The 19,448-nt window shown below is 39.2% G+C and carries 15 protein-coding genes; 10 read left to right on the top strand and 5 right to left on the bottom strand.

The window, feature by feature from the left end; genetic code table 11:
* Nucleotides 1–1,204 (top strand): type I 3-dehydroquinate dehydratase (locus tag B3Y13_RS01045; protein WP_296692119.1); only part of this gene is annotated, 1,204 nt, incomplete at its 5' end.
* A gap of 47 nt (nucleotides 1,205–1,251) precedes the next feature.
* On the opposite strand, the gene era is transcribed toward B3Y13_RS01045, so the two are convergent.
* Nucleotides 1,252–2,181: a GTPase Era gene (era, locus tag B3Y13_RS01040; protein WP_296017174.1), complete on the bottom strand. Its 930-nt coding sequence runs from the start codon at nucleotides 2,179–2,181 to the stop codon at nucleotides 1,252–1,254.
* A gap of 242 nt (nucleotides 2,182–2,423) precedes the next feature.
* Between era and glgX the strand changes: the two genes are divergently transcribed.
* From glgX to B3Y13_RS01005, 7 genes are all read left to right on the top strand, one after another.
* Complete coding sequence (gene glgX / locus B3Y13_RS01035; RefSeq protein ID WP_296692116.1) at nucleotides 2,424–4,529, top strand: glycogen debranching protein GlgX; 2,106 nt, start codon at nucleotides 2,424–2,426, stop codon at nucleotides 4,527–4,529.
* 117 nt (nucleotides 4,530–4,646) lie between these two features.
* Nucleotides 4,647–7,109: a glycogen/starch/alpha-glucan phosphorylase gene (locus B3Y13_RS01030; protein WP_296017190.1), complete on the top strand. Its 2,463-nt coding sequence runs from the start codon at nucleotides 4,647–4,649 to the stop codon at nucleotides 7,107–7,109.
* Nucleotides 7,110–7,200: 91 nt separating this feature from the next.
* A complete protein-coding gene (locus tag B3Y13_RS01025; protein ID WP_296017200.1) occupies nucleotides 7,201–7,965 on the top strand; it encodes a transporter substrate-binding domain-containing protein in 765 nt (254 codons plus the stop codon).
* A 345-nt stretch (nucleotides 7,966–8,310) separates the two neighbouring features.
* Nucleotides 8,311–8,985 (top strand): amino acid ABC transporter permease, encoded by a 675-nt coding sequence (locus B3Y13_RS01020; protein WP_296017223.1) that lies wholly within the window; start codon nucleotides 8,311–8,313, stop codon nucleotides 8,983–8,985.
* Entirely contained in the window at nucleotides 8,972–9,712 is a 741-nt protein-coding gene (locus tag B3Y13_RS01015; protein ID WP_296017252.1) for an amino acid ABC transporter ATP-binding protein, read from the top strand. The genes B3Y13_RS01020 and B3Y13_RS01015 overlap by 14 nt, the downstream gene beginning before the upstream one ends.
* Nucleotides 9,713–9,799: 87 nt before the next feature.
* Entirely contained in the window at nucleotides 9,800–10,384 is a 585-nt protein-coding gene (locus tag B3Y13_RS01010; protein WP_273066681.1) for an AAA family ATPase, read from the top strand.
* 16 nt (nucleotides 10,385–10,400) lie between these two features.
* Nucleotides 10,401–11,453, top strand: coding sequence for a S66 family peptidase (locus tag B3Y13_RS01005; RefSeq protein ID WP_296692111.1), 1,053 nt, complete (start codon nucleotides 10,401–10,403; stop codon nucleotides 11,451–11,453).
* Between the two features lie 115 nt (nucleotides 11,454–11,568).
* On the opposite strand, the gene B3Y13_RS01000 is transcribed toward B3Y13_RS01005, so the two are convergent.
* The 4 genes from B3Y13_RS01000 to B3Y13_RS00985 all read right to left on the bottom strand — a co-directional run bounded on the left by B3Y13_RS01000 (nucleotide 11,569) and on the right by B3Y13_RS00985 (nucleotide 16,347).
* Nucleotides 11,569–11,964, bottom strand: coding sequence for a hypothetical protein (locus tag B3Y13_RS01000; RefSeq protein ID WP_296692109.1), 396 nt, complete (start codon nucleotides 11,962–11,964; stop codon nucleotides 11,569–11,571).
* A gap of 77 nt (nucleotides 11,965–12,041) precedes the next feature.
* Complete coding sequence (locus B3Y13_RS00995) at nucleotides 12,042–12,368, bottom strand: Dabb family protein (RefSeq protein WP_296017288.1); 327 nt, start codon at nucleotides 12,366–12,368, stop codon at nucleotides 12,042–12,044.
* Nucleotides 12,369–12,385: 17 nt separating this feature from the next.
* Complete coding sequence (locus tag B3Y13_RS00990; protein ID WP_296666532.1) at nucleotides 12,386–14,005, bottom strand: NAD(P)/FAD-dependent oxidoreductase; 1,620 nt, start codon at nucleotides 14,003–14,005, stop codon at nucleotides 12,386–12,388.
* A gap of 56 nt (nucleotides 14,006–14,061) precedes the next feature.
* Nucleotides 14,062–16,347: a methyl-accepting chemotaxis protein gene (locus B3Y13_RS00985; RefSeq protein WP_296666529.1), complete on the bottom strand. Its 2,286-nt coding sequence runs from the start codon at nucleotides 16,345–16,347 to the stop codon at nucleotides 14,062–14,064.
* Between the two features lie 539 nt (nucleotides 16,348–16,886).
* Here B3Y13_RS00985 and B3Y13_RS00980 point away from each other — a divergent pair.
* Entirely contained in the window at nucleotides 16,887–17,615 is a 729-nt protein-coding gene (locus B3Y13_RS00980; RefSeq protein ID WP_296666526.1) for an IMP cyclohydrolase, read from the top strand.
* Nucleotides 17,615–19,336, top strand: coding sequence for a B12-binding domain-containing radical SAM protein (locus B3Y13_RS00975; RefSeq protein ID WP_296017321.1), 1,722 nt, complete (start codon nucleotides 17,615–17,617; stop codon nucleotides 19,334–19,336). The genes B3Y13_RS00980 and B3Y13_RS00975 overlap by 1 nt, the downstream gene beginning before the upstream one ends.
* Nucleotides 19,337–19,448: the final 112 nt, after the last annotated feature.

Below are 19,448 nucleotides of genomic sequence, written 5' to 3'. Positions count from 1 at the left end.
TTTTGCCTATGTTGATTTTGAAGAAGATTTTCATATTCCAAGTTTGGAAGATGCGGCTCAGGCTTTTGGAACGAGAATTATCCGCTCTTACCACAATATGAGTTCTCCGATTAAAAATATTGTTGAAAAATTTGATGAACTTCGTCAGAATTCTTATGAAATTCCAAAAATTGCTTTTATGCCCCATCGTCTTTCTGACGTTACAAAAGTTTTTAGCGAAGCAGACAAATGGAAGAATACAGAGCAGATTGTATGCGCAATGGGACCTCTTGGGCTTCCGACAAGAATTCTTTCAGAACGATTGCATTCATATCTTACGTACACAAGTCCATCTGAACTTTTGGGCAATTTGCTTGAAATCGGACATACAGATCCAATCACCCTCGAAAAGACATATCATTTTCATTCGATTAATGAAAAGACAAAGATTTTTGGAATTACAGGCTATCCTCTAAAAATCACTTCCAGCCCGGAATTGCAAAATGGAATGTTTGAAAAGGCAAATTTAGATGCAGTTTTTATTCCATTCAAGTCGGAAACAATCGAAGACTCGCTGGATTTTGCAAAAACTCTTGATATTCAGGGATTTTCTGTAACAATTCCCCACAAAGAAACAGTTATTCCTTTAATAAAAAATATTGATGAAAAAGCAGAATCAATCGGCGCCTGCAATACAGTCGTCCGTTATGGTGATGATTGGAAAGGTTATAATACTGATGCGCTTGGTTTTGAAAAAGCGCTTTTGGAATTTACCGGTGCAAAAGATTTAAAAGGCAAAAAAGTTGCAATAATCGGTGCTGGCGGAGCAAGCAGGGCAATTGCTTATGTTGTCAAAGAACTTGGAGCAAAGGCATGTGTATTCAACCGCACTTTGGCAAAAGCCCGTTTAATTGCCGAAAAATACGGTTTTGACTATGCAACGCTCGGCCCGGAAAGCCTTGAAAAATTGAACAAATATTCTGACGTAATCGTTCAGACAACTTCAAAGGGCATGGGCAGCAACGATCCTTCAAACCCAGAAAACGACCCGATTTGGTTCTACGACTTTAACGGAGAAGAATATGTTTATGATGTAATCTATTCTCCAGAAGTAACTCCAATTATGGCTCGTGCAGATGCTTCAGGCTGTAAAGTTTGCAATGGCGCCGGAATGTTGCTTTATCAGGGAATTGCACAGTTTGAATTGTACAAACAGCTTGTATAAACAATACAAAACAGGCTTCACAAAAAATCGTGAAGCCTGTTTTTTGTCTATTTTAATAATTTATTCAGCCTTAAATCATTCTGCCGCCAGTTTTTATCTACCTTAACCTGCAAATCCAAGTCAATTTTGTAGTCAAAAATTTTGCGCAGCTGTTTAATTGATTCAATACGGATTGTTTTAATCATTTGAGCGCCTTTTCCGATTACAATGCCTTTTTGACTTTCTTTTTCAACGCATAAAAACGCACGGCACCACATTTTTGTCGGCGAACGCATTTCCATATCCGCAATCTGAACATAAACGCAATGCGGAATTTCCTGATCAAGACGGTTAATTGCCTGTTCACGGATAACTTCCGCAATTCTAAAGTCAACTTCCTGGTCAGTATAAAATTCTTCCGGATAAAGATGGGGCGCAACTGGTGCAAGTTCGTAAAGCGCACGCAAAACATCGTTGACTCCTTCATCGTTTTTTGCCGAAACATCGAAAATATTTTTTTCGGAAAGCTCAGGAAGCTGTTTTGACAGAAAAACTCTGGCAGCCGACGGATTTGATTTTTTTTCGTCAATCTTGTTTAAGGCGGCAACGGTCTTTTTTTCATGCCCTTTTAAAAGTTCTGTAATCAGTTTTTCTTCATCGCCGCAAGGACGCGTCGAATCCACGACATAAAGAATTGAATCCGCATTTGCAAGCTGGTCTGCAACAATATTGCGCATTTTAAGATTCATTTTTTTGTTTGATTCGTGGTAGCCCGGAGTGTCCACAAAAACCAGCTGACCGAGCGAAGTATTTACAATTCCACGGATTGCGTTTCTAGTTGTCTGCGGAATCGAACTTACAATGCTTACCATTTCTCCTGAAGCCGTGTTCAAAAATGTCGATTTTCCGGCAGAAGGCCGCCCGATAATTGTAACAATGGCTGTTTTGTCTCCGACAGTGCTTTCTTTTTTTTCTGATTCTAGATTTATATTTTCCATTTTTCGAGTATAGCATTTTTTAAAAATTTTGTAAGTTTTTGCAGGACGCCATTTACGCTCTAACCGGTGTTCCAGCGTTCCGCTTTTCGCTTCATTGCAAAATGCTGCGCATTTTGCAACGCTTCGCGCGCCTCCACCCCGGCGTAAGAAAAATTCAAAAAACAAAAATAAACAGTTTAATAAAACATTTATGAAAAATTATTGGTCTGCCTGTCTTTACTGTGTTAAAATATTCAATACTTATGGATCGGTTAAAAGTCCTGCCAGGCAACCCTTGGGATTTGGGAGCGGTTTATATTGGCAGCGGTGTAAATTTTTGTGTTTTCAGTCGTAATGCGACGGCTGTTTATTTGGAGCTTTTTAAAAAATCAGACGACAGTGCTCCTGCATGTACTATAAAATTAGAGCCTAAAATAAATCGTACTGGCGATTTGTGGCATGTCTTTATTGAAGGTTTAAAACCTGGAGCACTTTATCTTTTTAGAGTTGACGGCCCTTTTGAGCCAAAAAACGGGCACAGATTCAACAAAGATATTTTTCTTTATGACCCTCGCGCAAAAGCTCTGACAGACGGTTCGCTTTTTAAAAATTTAAATTCCCAAAAAGTCTGTCCTCTCGAAAAAATGCCAAAATGCGTAGTTGTAGACGAACTTTCTTATAATTGGGAAAATGACCAGCCTCTAAAAACGCCTTTAAACGAAAGCATTATTTACGAAATGCATTTAAAAGGCTTTACGGCTTCTCCTTCTTCTGAAGTAAAATTTCCTGGAACTTATCGCGGGGCAATCGAGAAAATTCCTTATTTAAAAAAACTTGGAATTACCGCGGTTGAGCTTTTGCCTGTTCAGGAATTTGACGCATTTGAAAATATGAACACAAACCCAAAGACCGGCAAACGCCTTGTAAATTATTGGGGCTACAGTACGACGGCTTTTTTTGCGCCAAAAGCAGCATATTCTTCGGATAAAAGACCTGGAGCATGTGTTGCCGAATTTAAAGACATGGTAAAGGCTTTTCACAAAGCTGGAATTGAAGTTATTTTGGATATTGTATTCAACCATACTGCCGAAGGAAACGAGCACGGAATTACATTTGGTTTTAGAGGATTCGACAATTCAATTTATTATCAGCTTGTAAGCACAAATAAAGAATATTATGTAAATTTTTCTGGCTGCGGAAATGCCCTCAATTGCAATCATCCTGTCGTTCAAGAATATATAATCGGCTGTCTGCGCTATTGGGTTCGAGTAATGCACGTAGATGGCTTCCGTTTTGACCTTGCAAGCGTCCTTTCCCGTGACGAAAATGGTTTTTTGACCTTAGAAGCGCCTCTTACAAGACGAATAAGCGAAGACCCTATTTTGCGCGATGTAAAAATAATTGCAGAGCCTTGGGATTGTGGCGGCGCTTATCAGGTTGGTTCTTTTCCAGGCGGAAGATGGTGCGAATGGAATGATAAATTCCGCGACGGCATAAGGCGTTTTATCCGTGGAGACGAAAAACTTTCGACAGAAGCCGCGACGCGAATTTCCGGTTCGAGCGATTTATATTCTTCAAGCGGAAGAAAACCGTATCATTCTATAAATTACATTGCGAGCCACGACGGTTTTACAATGAACGACTTGGTTTCGTACAATTACCGTCACAACGAGCAGAACGGCGAAGAAAACCGCGACGGCACTGACAACAATTTAAGTTACAACAACGGTTTTGAAGGCCCGACGTTAAATCCAAAAATTGAAAAAAACAGAATTCGCCAGATAAAAAATTTTTTTGTTGCTTTGTTTTTGAGCCAGGGAACGCCAATGTTCGTTTGCGGAGATGAAGTTCAGCGTTCTCAAGGCGGAAACAACAATCCGTACTGTCAGGACAACGAAATCTCTTGGTTTGACTGGAACGACATAAAAAAGCACGGCGATTTGTTAAATTTTGTAAAGAAATTGATTGAATTGCGTCGTAATCACCGCGTGTTTATGCGGGTTGATTTTTTTAAAGGGCAAAAAACTGCAACACAGACAAGTCCTGCCGATATAAACTGGTTCAACATTGAAGGTTTTATGCCAGATTGGGCAAAACTAGACAGGTTTTTGGCGTTCAGGCTTGGAGGGGGAATTACAGAACTGGATTCTAAACCGGACAACGATTTTTATGTTGCTTTTAATACCGACATTCACGACGTCACTGTGACTGTGCCGCCGCCATCTGCCGGAAAAAAATGGTATAGGGTTCTTGATACTTCGATAGAAAATGAAGAATGTATTTTATCAGAAGGAAAAGAAGAACTTTTAAGAAATCAGGAAAAATATGTTATTTTGTCAGGTTCTGCCATTGTTTTAATCAGCAAATAGCAAAAAATCGTGATAAAATAATAATGCATGAATTTTTTGGCAAAAAGCGTGCATAAATTGTAGAAAAGTCGATCAAAACATAAATTTGATTTTACAAAAAAGGATGGAGAATAAAAAATGAAGTTTAATGCAGAAAAATTTCGCGAAAATCTTGCGGCTCGTTTGCGGCGTCAGTACGGAAAAGATATTTCTCAGGCAAATGAACATGATCTTTTTGATGCGGTGAGCGCTTCAGTTCAGGAATTGATTTTGCCTTCTTGGATGGCAACTCGCCGCGAATACGAAAAAAAACCGGTAAAGCAGCTTTATTATCTTTCGGCCGAATTTTTGATGGGCCGTGCCTTGAGCAACAATTTGATAAATCTTGGAATAAAAGACGAAGTTAAAAAAGTTCTCGACGAAATGAACATAAATTTTAACGTGATTGAAGATGAAGAGCCGGATGCTGGACTTGGAAACGGCGGACTTGGCCGTCTTGCCGCTTGTTTTTTGGATTCACTTGCAACTCTCGACTATCCTGGACACGGTTACGGAATTCGCTACGAATATGGAATGTTTGAACAGCACATCGAAAACGGCTATCAGGTTGAATATCCAGACAACTGGCTCAAACATCGCGATCCTTGGGAAGTAAAACGCTCGGATTTGGCGGTAACTGTAAAATTTGGCGGAGAAATCAAATACGGAAAAACTCCTGACGGACAGGACAGATTTTATCTGGAAAATGCCGAAGAAGTGATTGCGACTCCTTACGATATGCCGGTTGTCGGTTTTGACACAAACACTGTCAATACTTTGCGTCTGTGGCAGGCTTCGAGTCCAAACGGTTTTGATTTACAGCTCTTTAACGACATGCGTTACAACGAGGCTGTTTTTAAACAGAACGATGCAGAAAATATTACTCGTGTTCTCTATCCGAACGACAACGGTCCTCAAGGAAAAACCCTCCGCTTAAAGCAGCAGTATTTTTTCTGTTCAGCGTCGCTTCAGGATTTGGTTCATCACTTTGTTGCTGATTATGGAACGGATTTTGCAAAATTCCCGGAACTGCATGTGATTCAGCTGAATGACACTCATCCGGTTGTTGCAATTCCTGAGTTGATGCGCATTCTTATGGACGAATATTCGATGGGTTGGAATGAAGCATGGGACATCGTTACAAAAACTTTTGCCTATACAAACCATACGATTTTGGCAGAAGCGCTTGAAAAATGGGACATTTCAATTTTTCAGAGCCTTTTGCCACGAATTTATCAGATTATTGAAGAAATCAACCGCCGGTTTCTTATTGAACTGCACGCAAAATTTCCAGATGATTATCAAAAGCAGAACAGAATGTCGATTATTCATGATGGAAAAGTTTACATGGCTTGGCTTGCAATTCACGCAGGCTTTAGCGTAAACGGAGTTGCCGCGCTTCATACCGAACTTCTTAAAAATGTTGAATTAAAGGATTGGTACGGACTTTATCCTCAGAAATTTAACAACAAAACAAATGGAATTACTCAGCGACGCTGGCTATGCAATGCAAATCCTGAACTTGCAAAATTTATTACAGACAGAATTGGTCACGGTTGGGAAAAAAATCTTTCGAAACTCAAAGAACTTGAAAAATTTGCAGATGATGAAAAATCTCTTGATGAATTGATTTCAATTAAGCGTCATAACAAAGAAATCCTTGTTGATTATTTAAAGCATCATCAAAATGAATTTCTTGATCCAGATTCGATTTTTGATGTTCAGGTTAAGCGTCTGCACGAATATAAACGTCAGCTTTTGAATGTCCTTCATATTATGTATTTGTACAACAAAATTATCGAAGACCCGACATTCAATCCTCCAAACCGTACGTTTATTTTTGGAGCAAAGGCTGCTTCTGGCTATCGTCGTGCAAAGGCGATAATCAAATTGATTAACACAGTTGCAGAACGTGTAAACAACGATCGTCGTGTGGGTGGCAAACTTCGCGTTGTATTTGTTGAAAATTATCGTGTAAGTGTTGCAGAAAAGATTTTTCCGGCGGCAGATGTTTCTGAACAAATTTCAACGGCAGGAAAAGAAGCTTCTGGAACTTCTAATATGAAGTTTATGGTAAATGGCGCGCTTACGCTCGGAACTTTGGACGGCGCGAATATTGAAATTTTTGAAGAAGCAGGAAAAGAAAACGGTTTTCCTTTTGGTTTAACAACTGAAGAAATTCAAAAAATGGAAAAAGAGCACTCTTACAATCCTCAGCAGTATCTTGAACGAAATCCGGCTCTTGCAAAAGTTGTCGGTCAGTTGGTTGACGGCACTTACGATCCAAGCCATCAGATTTTTAAGGAAATACACGATTCTCTTGTTTACGGAGTTGAAGGCCAGCGTCCAGACGTTTATTACGTTCTTGCAGATTTTGAGCTTTACTGCAAAGCTCAGGAAGAAATTGCAAAAGCTTATGCCGACAAAAAAGCTTGGGCGCGAAAAACTTTAATCAACATAGCCAACAGCGGAAAATTCTCTTCAGACCGAACAATTGAAGATTATGTCCGCGATATTTGGCATTTGAGAAAAGTTGAAGTTGCTGACAGCGATGTGAAATAAGCGATTGCAAAAAATTTTGTAAATACTTTTTGTTGAATTACAAAAAAAATTTCTTTATAATTTTAAAAGTTTTTTATTTTGGAGGACTTTTATGAAAAAAGTTTTAAGTGTTGTTTTGGCAGTGGTTGCCGCCGCTTCGCTTTTTACTGGCTGTTCTAAAAAAGACAAGGCTGCCGGCAAAAAAGTTTGGATTGTTGCTACAGATACAGTATTCCGTCCGTTTGAATACACTAACGAAAAAAATGAATTTGTTGGTATTGACGTTGATATTCTTGCTGCGATTGCAAAAGATCAGGGTTTTGACTACGACCTTCAGTCGCTTGGTTGGGATGCTGGTGTAGCTGCTGTTCAGGTTGGACAGGCTGACGCTCTTATTGCTGGCGCAACAATCAAACAGGAAAGAATTGACAGTGGCTGGATTTTTTCTGACGGATATTATGACGCAACTCAGACTTTTGTAGTTGCAAAAGACAGTTCAATTGCATCTTTTGCTGACCTTGCTGGAAAAAATGTTGCTGTTAAAAACGGAACTGCCGGCGCAGACTTTGCAAATTCTCTTAAAGATAAATATGGCTTTAAGGTAACAGTTTTTGAAGATTCTCCGACAATGTATCAGGATGTAATCCTAGGAAACAGCGCTGCCTGTGTTGAAGATACTCCAATTATGGCAGATAACATAAAGACTGGAGGACTTGCCCTCAAAATTCCTGCTGGAATGGAAAGCAAAGGCGCTCCATACGGCTTTGCAATTATGAACAAAGCAAACCAGCCGTTGCTCGATATGTTCAATGCCGGACTTAAAAATATTAAAGAAAACGGAACTTATCAGGCAATTCTTGATAAATACTTGAAATAGTTTTTGCATTTACTGCAAAAAGGGACTGTTTAAAAACTTGTTTGAAGCGATTAAGGAGCAATTTAAAAATTGTTCTTTTGGCTCGAATATTGTTTTTGCAGTCCTTTTTTTATGCCTTTGTAAAATTTGTTCGCTGGACAAGCGATTGGAGTACCGCCGAAGGTGTTGTTTTGCAGCGCAAAACAATGGAGCGCGGAGACGCGGAAGTACGGAAAGCGCGGTTTTTGCGCTAGCAAAAATGGCCCCAAAATCGTGCATCTTTTAGATTGAGAAATGGCGGATTTTCCGTTATACTATAGTAGAAAATATGGGGTTTGCCCGACACTAGTTTTTTGAGGTTGCATTTTGATTTCGATTCTTCAGGTTTATTCGCTGATGCTTTTGCGTTCACTTGGCTATACGCTGGTTCTTTGTCTGTGGGCGTTGCTTTTTGCAATGGTTATTGGTCTTATTTTTGCTTTGTGCAATGTAAGCAGCAGTAAAATTTTGAATGTTATTGGTTCGGTTTATGTCGATGCAGTGCGTGGCGTTCCGTTGATTGTTCTGGCGTATTTTATTTATTTTGGCGTGCCTCAGGCTTTTAGGCTGGCTGGGGTGAACAATTTTAGGCTTCCGGCCTTGCAGGCTGGTACGATTGCGCTGGCGATGAACTGTGGCGCTTATATGGCGGAAATTTTTCGCGCAGGAATCGAGTCAATTGATGTCGGGCAGATGGAAGCGGGGCGAAGTCTTGGGCTTTCTTATGCAACAACAATGCGCCGTGTAATTTTGCCGCAGGCTTTTAGGGTAATGATTCCTTCAATTATAAATCAGTTTATAATCACCTTAAAAGATACATCGATTTTGTCCGTAATTGGTTATCCTGAGCTTACAAACATGGGAAAGACAATCAGCGGCAATACTTTTAAATCGCTTCAGACTTGGGCAATCGTTGGAATTATGTACATGGTCGTAATTGTTTCTCTGAGCAAAATTGCAAAGATTATTGAAAGGAGATTAAAGCGAAATGTTGAGCGATAAAGTAAAAATTCACGTTGAAAATCTTCGGAAAAATTTTGGTAATTTGGAAGTTTTAAAAGATATTTCGCTGGATGTTCACGAAGGCGAGGTTGTCTGCATAATCGGGCCGTCTGGTTCTGGAAAATCGACTTTTTTGCGATGTCTGAATCATCTTGAAGAGCCGACAAGCGGAAAAATTATTGTAAACGATACGGATATTACCGACAAAAAAGTAAATTTGAATAAGGTGCGCGAAAATATCGGAATGGTTTTTCAGCATTTTAATCTTTTTTCAAATATGAATATCATCAGCAATCTTATGCTTGCTCCTGTTGAGCTAAAAAAAATGTCAAAGGAAAAGGCAAAAATTGAAGGAATGAAACTTCTTAAACGCGTTGGACTTGAGTCAAAGGCTTTTGCACATCCGCAGCAGCTTTCGGGCGGTCAAAAGCAGCGTGTTGCGATCGCGCGTTCTCTTGCAATGAATCCTCAAATTTTGCTTTTTGACGAACCGACGAGCGCCCTTGACCCTGAAATGGTTGGCGAGGTTTTGGAAGTTATGAAGGAGCTTGCCCGCGGAGGAATGACAATGGTTGTTGTAACGCACGAAATGGGATTTGCCCGCGAAGTTGCAGACCGCGTTGTTTTTATGGACTGCGGTTTTATAATTGAACAGGGAACTCCAGAAGAAGTTTTAAAAAATCCGAAAGAAAAACGAACTCAGAGTTTTTTGGAAAAAGTTTTGTAGCAGATTTTGCTAAAATGTTGCTAAACAACTTAAAAAGTCAATTCTAAAACTGAAGCTTTAACCTTGACTTTTTATGGGAGCATAAAATTGAAAAAAATAATTACAATCAGCCGCGAATTTGGTGCAGGCGGTTCAACAATCGGCAAAAAAGTTGCAGAAATTCTTGGTTATGAGTATTATGACAAAAGTATAATTTTGCAGGCGGCAAGTGAAAAAAATATCGATATTTCTAAAGTTCTAAAAAGCGACGAAGAAGCGCCGTTTTTGACGGGATTTACACAGTCGCTTTTTGATTTTTACAATAAACCGATAAACGATCAAATTTTTGAAGCGCAAAAAGAAGTTATCCGCAAATTTGGAGAACACGGTCATTGCGTTATTGTCGGCAGAAACGCAAATCAAATTCTTCAGGAATTTGATGACAGCTTGCATGTTTTTATTCACGCAGATCCATGGTGGAGAGTTGAATACTTAAAAAACAATAGAATGCAGGATGTTTCGGAAGAAAAAATCATGCGGGATCTTGTAAGAGTTGACCGCAAACGTTGCAAGTATTGCACTTACTACACAAATACCGAATTTGGCGATTCTAGATATTACGATTTGTGCTTGAATTCTGGAAAAATTGGACTTGATGAGTGTGCAAAACTTATTGTTGAGTTAAGCCGCTAAAAAAGGACTTAAAAATATGCGTTTTCCAAAACCGCTAAAAAAAGGCGATACGATTGCCATTGTTGCTCCGAGTTTTGGCGCAACGACAGAACCTTACAATTTTCGCTTTAACGAGGCAGTCCGCCGTTTTAAAGAACGTGGTTATAACGTGGAAATTGGCGAGTGCTGCTACAAGTCTGACGGTCTTGGAATTTCGACAGACCCAAAAATCGCCGCCGCTGAACTCCAAAAATATTATTTAGACCCCAAAATAAATGCTGTTTTTAGTTGTGGCGGCGGTGAACTCATGTGCGAAACCGTAAGTTACGTTGATTTTGAAAAACTCAAAACTGCCGAACCAAAGTGGTTTATTGGTTGCAGCGACAATACAAATTTCATTTTTCCGCTTGTAACCCTCTGCTCAATTCCGGCAATCTACGGTCAAAATGCTCCTGGATTCGGAAAACCCTGGGAACAGAGCGAGCTTGATGCCTGGAATCTTCTCGAAGGAAAGAGTTTTACGGTCAGCGGTTATCCGAAATTTCAAAATCCAGATGTAGAGAGCGAAGACCCTCTTTCTCCTTATATTTTGACTGACAGAAAAGAACTTGTGTCTTATATTCCTTCTAAAAATGGAAATACTTTAGAACTTTTGCTGCCAGACGAAAAATTGGAATTTGACGGAACTATTCTGGGCGGCTGTCTTGACTGCATTGTCGGTTTGAGCGGAACTCGGCTGGAAAACGTTTGCCGGTTTAGCGAAAAGCACAAAAAAATTGTTTGGGTTTTGGAAAGTTGTGATTACAATCCAATGGATATCCGCAGGGCGCTCTGGCATTTAAAAGAAAGCGGCTGGTTTAAAAATGCCTCGGGGTTTGTTTTTGGACGGCCGCTTGCGGCTTTTCGGCAGGAAATGATGGGCGTAAATCAATACAATGCAGTAACAGGAATTTTGGGCGATCTTGGAGTTCCAATTGTTTTGGATGCCGATATTGGTCATATTGATCCGGCAATGCCCTTGATAATTGGAGCAAATTCAAAAATTTCTGTAAAAAATGACGAAATAAAAATCGAAATGAATATTTTATAAAAATTTTATAAGTTGGGGCTTCCACCGCTTGCGCGGTGTCGGGTGTTTCGCCATTTCATTATAAGCGGACGAGTCCGCTTATAACGCTACGCGTGGCTACACCCCCTAAGCCGTTTTATTTTTTTACAAAAGTACTAATCAGACCGATAACCCATCCCGCAAGAATTATATAAAATCCAAAGCCTGTAATTTTAAACCAGTCTTTAAAAAAGTTTCCGCGTGCAAAAAAGATAAGTCCGAGCACAATAGAAGCAAGCAGACAAACTGTTTTTAACATGCTTGAATTAGAAACTTTTACAAAGCACAGAATAATTCCAACGGCTGCCGCAACAAACATTAAAAGTGCAAGCCACGAATCTAAATTGCTCAAGTCCTTAAAAGCATCAATTATTGTAAAATCAATCTTTCCAAGAATACCAAGCGAAATTCTTATAATCGGTAAAAAACTTCCGACTACAACTGCAATCATTCCAATCAAATAAAAAAGGTTAAAACTACTTTTTTTTGCCATAACAACTCCTCTAAAAAAGCTTGCATTGCAAACTCAATTAAACATAATTTTAACACGAAAAATATTTTTTGCAATTTTTATTGATTTATTGTTTTTTTGAAAGGTTTTGTGTCGTCAAAGTCAAAAATCGTTTTTTCTTCAATAAATCTTGAATATTCTCGTTTCCAAATTAAATGAGCGTCGCTTGAATCGTAGGCTTCCAGCGCTTCTTTGTCCATGTCCATTTCAATCATAATGTCGGCGCGGTTTTCGCGTTTTATGCAGCACTTGTAAATTTTTACGTAATGTACTCCGTTAATTTCTGTTGTTGCAGTATTAAACAGTTCTTGAATCTGCTCAATAAACGAATTTTCGATTTTTTTTGAAATTTCCGGAACAAATTTTACAAGGATACAGTGTTTCATTTTTGGTTCCTCCGTTTTTACTGCGCTTTGAGAGAATTTATTATTGTTCCGGCAACGCGCTCTCCGTCCATTGCCGAACTTCCAATTCCTCCAGAATATCCGCTTCCTTCTCCGCATGGATATAGATTTTTAATTGCCGTACATTCCAAAGTGTCTTTGTTGCGTAAAATTCTTACAGGAGTGCTGGTTCTTGTTTCCGAAGCGATTAGAATTGCGTCAGGGCAAACAAAACCTTTCATGCTTTTGTTAAAATCCTTAAATCCTGCCTGCAATTTCTTACAAATATCTTTTGGAAGCCATTTATCCAGTCTGCTTGAAACAACTCCGGGTTTATAACTTGTAATTGGAAGCGATTTTGATTCTTTTTCTTCAAGAAAGTCCGTTAGCCTTTGAGCTGGTGCAAGCTGACCGGAACCGTTTTTGAAAGTTAATTTTTCGAGCCAGGTTCGCCAGTAAAGCCCGGCAAGTGCAGGACAGCCTTCACCTTCTGCCTGTTTTTTAAATTCCTGAGGAATGTCTTCCGGTCTGCGTTCAACGACAATTGCCGCATTTGACCACTGGCTGTTTCGTCCAGAAGAACTCATTCCGTTTACGACAATCTGATCTTTTGCTGTTGCACATGGAACGACAAAGCCGCCGGGACACATGCAAAAACTGTAGACTCCGCGGCCGTCAACCTGAGTTGTAAGACGGTATTCGGCGGCGGCAGGCATTTGTTTTCCGTGGAATTGAATTGAATCTATAATTGCCCGCGGATGTTCAACCCGGACTCCGACCGCAAATGTTTTTGCTTCGAGCGCATTTGGTGCAATTTTCGAAACCATTTGGTAAATATTTGACGCAGAATGTCCAGTTGCAAGAATTATTGAATCTGCAAAAATTTCTTTTTCTTTTCCATCGGTAAGATTTTTGATTTTTACACCGGTCGCCTTTAATTCATTGTTCTGAGAAGTTTTTTCTACAATTAAATCTGTACAAAGTGAATTAAAATGAATTTCACCGCCAAGTTCTACAATTTTTTTTTCCATGCGGTCAATAATGCCAGGAAGTTTATCTGTTCCAATGTGAGGATGCGCATCGGTAAGAATGTTCGGATTTGCTCCAAATTCAACAAAAATTCTGTAAATTTTATAGATGTCGCCACGTTTGTTTGAACGGGTGTAGAGTTTTCCGTCAGAAAAAGTTCCTGCTCCTCCAGAACCAAAACAAAAGTTTGAATTTTCGTCCAAAATTCCATCTTTTGTAAGGTTTTCAATGTCGCCTGCCCGAACTTTTGTCGGATTTCCACGTTCAATAATAACCGGCTTAATTCCTGCTTCGAAAAGTTTAAAAGCCGCATAGAGTCCTGCCGGTCCGCAGCCGATTATAACTACAGAGCGTTTTCCATCGGCGTGTTTCCAGTTGAGCGCAATGTTTTCTAAATCTTCCGGTTCTTCATCAATGTAAATTTTGTAACGCATAACGAGCTTAATCTGGGAATGCCGTGCGTCAATCGATTTTTTTATAAAAACCGAAGTGATTTTCTGTCCATTTTCAAAAATTTTTTTTTCTTTAAGAGCTTGCCGAATTTTTGCATCGATTGTGCTCTGATTTTTTTCGTCCTCTGGCATGAGGGTGATTGAAAGTTCACAAGTCATGCCGATATTATATTAATCATCTCCAAAAAATGCAATTTTTAGAGCTTAAACATTATTTAGACATGGAACAAATCAATCTGAGAACCAATTTTCAAGATTGATTTCTGCATTGCTTTGGAAATATTGCTCAAAGTTTTTTCGTTGTCGCTAATTTGGTTTGCAGAAGCTGTCATTTCTATCATGCTTGATTTGATTTCTTCTGTTGCTAGCTGTAATTTTTTAACTTGATCCAATATTGTCTGGTTGCCTGCCGACATGCTTCCGGAAGAGACACGAACGTCAGAAGTTGAATCGTTCATCATTTTGAGCGCATCTGTAATCTGATGGCTGCCGATTTCACTTTCTTCCATTGCGCCTTTTATTTGCTGAACAAGCTGGTCAGTTTCTCGGATTTTCTTTGTTACTGATTGGAACGAATTTTTAGCCTCTGCCGAAGATACAACGACAGTTTCAATCGAATTTTGAATTTTCTGAAGTTCATCGCGGATCTGTTTTGACTGGCGGCTAGAACTTTCGGAAAGATTGTGAATTTCATCCGCAACAACGCTAAACCCGCGTCCTGCATCGCCTGCATGCGCAGCTTCGATAGAAGCATTCATTGCCAAAAGGTTTGTTTCGCTCGCAATTTTAGAAATAACTTTGTTTGCTTCCATAAGCATTTGGCTCTGTGCTTGAATTTGCTGAATCTGTTCGTCTACGCTGTTCTGTTTTTCAATTCCTGTAGTTGTGTCGTTTTCGAGAGAGATAAATGAATCAACCATATGCTCAGTGCTTCTTGTAACGGAAGAAATATTTCCAAGCATTTCTTCTACTGCTGCGCTGGCCTGAGTAACTCCAGACGACTGGTTTTCAATCATTGCATTTAAAGCTTCGATATTTTTCGTAATCTGGTTTACTTTGTCTGTAGTTTCCTCAACAGATTTTCCCTGCAATTCAATTTGGCTGCTTACTGTGCTTATATTTGAAATGATTTTGTTGATAGAAGAACTTGTTTCGCATGTTGTACCTGCCATTTCTCCGTCAACTTTTGAAAGTTCATCCTTCGATTCTTTTATCCGCATAATAATATGATGCAAATTTTGTGTAAAAGTGTTGAATCCCAAAACAACTTCGCCAACTTCGTCTTTTGTTTTTACTTCGATTCGTTTTGTTAAATCTGCAGCACCGGAAGCGATTTCGATAATTGAATTTTTAAGCTGAATGAGAGGATGAACTAACATTGTCAGATAAATAGAAGTTACAACCAAAAGTATGATTGCAATCATAATGCTTATAAAACAAATCTGGAAAGCGCTCTTTTTTGCCATCGAAACGATTTCTGTTTGGTTTATTGAAATTGCCAGCGACCAGTTTGTATGGTTAATTGGGCAGTAGAAAACGTAATTTGTTGCATTTCGTTCGCTGTCTTTGATAATTCCGGTTCCTTTTTGGCTCAAAATCATTTTTTGAGTCATTTCCTGATACCCTTTATAGCCGGATTCTTCATCGCTCATTACGTAAAAATTCTTCATGATTTTTTCAGAATCTGGATGAGCAATAATATTTCCTTTTGAATCGATTGCGTAGGTAAAACTGTTGTCGCTAAAATTCGACTGTGTAATTTGGTAATTCACCTTGCTCAAAGCAAGCGCGCCGACAATAACTCCCCAAAACGATTTGTTCGTGTTTGTTACTGGAGCAGAAACATAAAAAATGTAACCGATTCCGTCTGGAGATGGCACAGGATCAGAAATATATTGTTGTTTTCCGTTTGTGTAAATTGCCGTAAAAAAGTCTTCATGCGAAATGTCGGTGTAATTTCCGTTAGAATCGTACATTTTTCCGTCTTGGCCGGCAATTCCGATAAAATCAAAACTTGGATCGATTAAATCTTTGTTTTCTGTCAGATAATTGCAGGCAAGTTCATAATTTCCAGAAGTAAATGCCTCGCTGTTTGTAAAAATTCCAAAACTTTTAGAGAAAGAATCCAGCCAGTAAGTTAAACCGTCGGCTGTCCGTTCTGCAATTGTTGTAGAAAAATTTGTATAAGTTTCTGTGTTGTCTTTTGCAATCGAATGAACCAGAAAAAATGATAAAGTTGTAAATGAAAGTGCAAAAAAAACAAAAAGAAAGACTGCAAATTTAAAGGTGATCGAACGTAGTATATTTTTTATAGAAATTTTATGCTTAGAGTGTTTTGCGGTTTTCTGCTTTTTTTGTTTAGATTTTTTTTCTGATGGCGCATCTTCCAAAGCCTCTAAAACTTCGATATTTTCGTCAGAAGAATTTTGTTCATTAAAAGCAGGATTTCCGGTAGAAATAATTCTGTTGTTTTCAAGTTCTGGATTAAAAGGTTCGTTCATACAATCCTCCGAATAAAGAGCAAACACTCACCCGCCATTTTTAAATTGTCCAATATCTCTATTATCGTCTAAAAAAACATATCAATAAAGAAAAATAAACACTTTTTAGCAAAATATAACCAAAAATTCCTTAAAGTGCCAGTGTTGAAAAAAACATAAACTGTAGATAATATAAAGACAAGCGGTTTATTTTGAGTTTAAATTTTCCGGTCAAGCCAAAACAATTTCTCAGGAAATTCGATAGGGAAAATCATTGCTTGGATTTTTTGAACTTCGATATTTAACCTGAAAAATAAAATTATAAATTTTGGGTCATGCGGTTGCCCAGAAACTTTGTTCGCAGTTGTAATCGGCTTGTCAAAAAGGCAAAATTTTCTATATTTTGCGGTTTCGGCGGGCGCAACCGCAGCAAAAATAAAATTTGGACACCCGCACCGGGCTTTGCAGGGTTTCATTGTTTTGTTTGGCTTCGATAAGCTCAGCCGGCACAAAACAACGCTATGCGCCCTTCCAATCCCTTGCCCTAAAGGAATTTACTTATGAAAATCAATCAGCTCGAAAATCTTTTGTCGCAGAATGAATATCCAGGACGCGGAATTGTTGCAGGTCTTTCAGAAGACGGAAAATATGCTGTCAGCGCATACTGGACAATGGGACGCAGCGCTGGAAGCCGTAACCGCATTTTTACAGTCGAAACAGAAGATGGAAGCGAAGTTGTTCGCACAAAAGCATTTGATCCAAGTTTAATCGCAGGTGATCCAAGCCTTATAATTTATGCGGCAGTTCGTCAGTTCAAAAACAGTACAATCGTAACAAACGGTGATCAGACAGACACGATTTTTGAAGGTCTTAGAGAAGGAAAAACTTTTGAACAGTCATTGCGTTCTCGTAAATATGAACACGATGCTCCAAATTACACTCCGAGAATTTCTTCACTTTTAAATATAGAAAATGGAAAATTCGATTACGCAATTTCAATCTTAAAAAGCGATTTTGGAAATCCAGACAACACTTTAAGATTCACATTTGCATACGACAATCCTGTAAAAGGCCAGGGAAGATTTATTCATACTTATATGGGCAACGGAAATCCTCTTCCGTCGTTTGAGGGTGAACCGGAAGTTGTAGAAATCAAAGGCAATATCGAAGAATTTACCGACAAAATCTGGTCAAGTCTCAACGAAGAAAACAAAGTAAGTCTTTTTGTCCGCTTTATTGACATTCAGACTGGAAAATTTGAAGAAAAAATCATCAATAAAAACAAATAATGCAAAAAGTTCTTTGCACAACGCTCTTAATCGAAAAATCCCCTCAGGCTCTGCCTTTGGGGGTGGCTTGTATTGCTTCTGCCGTAAAAAACGATGACCGCACAAAAAATTTTTACAATGTTGAATTGTGTGATTTTTGCAAGGAATCTCCCGAAATAAAAAAGATTTTGTCCGAAGCAGAAATTGAAGCAGAAAAAAATGCCGGTGAAATGCAGACAGGCTCTTACATTGCTGAGCAACTGGCAAAAAAAAGTCCGCAAATCGTGCTTTTTAGCATTTACGTGTGGAATCATGTTGCTTTGGAAAATGCTGCCCGCTGTCTCAAAAAAATAAACCCGGAAATCATAACAATTGCTGGCGGTCCTGAAGTTACGGCAGATCCATTTGTCTTTGAGGGATTTGATTATACGATTGCAGGAGCTGGCGAAGAAGCCGCAGTTTTGCTTTTGGAATCGATTTTTAAAAATGCCGGTGCAGAAAAATTGCCCGAAATTCCAGGACTTTTCTATTTAAACGGCAAACCTCAGGTCTTCCAGTTTGCGAGAACTTCACCCTGCGCCTTAGAAAAACTTTCTTCACCATATCTTGACGGCACACTCGACGTTGCAAAATACGGCGGAGCTTTATGGGAACTTGCCCGTGGCTGCCCTTTTAAGTGTTCATATTGCTATGAATCCAAAGGCGAAAAAAAAGTAGCATATTTTCCGATGGAACGGATCGAAAAAGAAATCGAGCTTTTTGCCCAAAAAAAAGTTCCTCAGGTTTTTGTCCTTGATCCAACCTACAATGCGAGCAAAGAACGCGCCATTCAGATGCTCAGGCTGATTGAAAAAAAAACGCCGGACACTTTTTATTATTTTGAAGCGCGGGCCGAATTTATTGACCGCGAACTTGCAAAAGCCTTCAGCCGCGTGCGCTGTGCCCTGCAAATTGGAATGCAGAGCGCAGATCCAGAAGTCTTAAAAAATGTACATCGCACGCTCGACAAAAAAAAGTTCAGCAAAAATATTGGTTATCTTAACGAGGCAGGCGTGACTTTTGGCTTTGACCTGATTTACGGATTGCCGGGCGACACATTAAAAGGTTTTAAAAACAGTATTGATTATGCGCTCAGCCTTTATCCAAACAATCTTGAACTTTTTTGCCTTTCGGTTCTTCCAGGAACAGATTTGCACGATTCAGCAAAAAAATTTGGAATGATATGGGAACAAAAACCGCCTTACAACGTTTTAAAAACACCTCAATTTCCAGAGTCAGACTTGCAAAAAGCCGCTTCGCTTGCACGGGCGGTAAATCTTTTTTATACGCAGGGTCGCGCAGTAAGCTGGTTTAACTGCATAATTTACCATCTGCACAAAAAGCCGAGCGTTTTTCTTGGAGAATTTGAAAAATATCTTCGAGAAGAAAAAATTATGCTTCCGCCCGAACCAAAAATGCCGCAGATTAGAAAATTGCAGAAAGATTTTATAAAAAAACAATTTGAACAAAATCATCTTGCAAAGTATATAAATATAGTCAGCGATATGATAGAGCTTTACGGCGCTTTGAGCGATGCAGACGGCGACTGCCAGACATCAACCATAAAATTGCACTATTGGCCAGAAGACGTGCTCTCAGAATACGCAATGGATTTGCCATTTTTTTGCGCAAACGCCGAATTCCACCCATGCAAAATAAAAGTTCAGCCTTCTCCCGATGGCGCTGTTTTCAATATTGAATAAAAACCGTATGTGCCATAAAAATTTGGACCGCATTTTGCGTACAATCCGGCTTTTCACGGTTCCGCTTTCGCTCCATCCGCCGAGGCGGACGCATTCGCGCCGTTACAATCCG

Origin of the sequence: Treponema sp. UBA7567, assembly GCF_002476655.1 — a bacterium.
Taxonomy (GTDB): domain Bacteria; phylum Spirochaetota; class Spirochaetia; order Treponematales; family Treponemataceae; genus Treponema_D.
The sequence above is the reverse complement of the archived record's forward strand: the minus strand, read 5'-3'. Positions and strand labels throughout refer to the sequence as shown.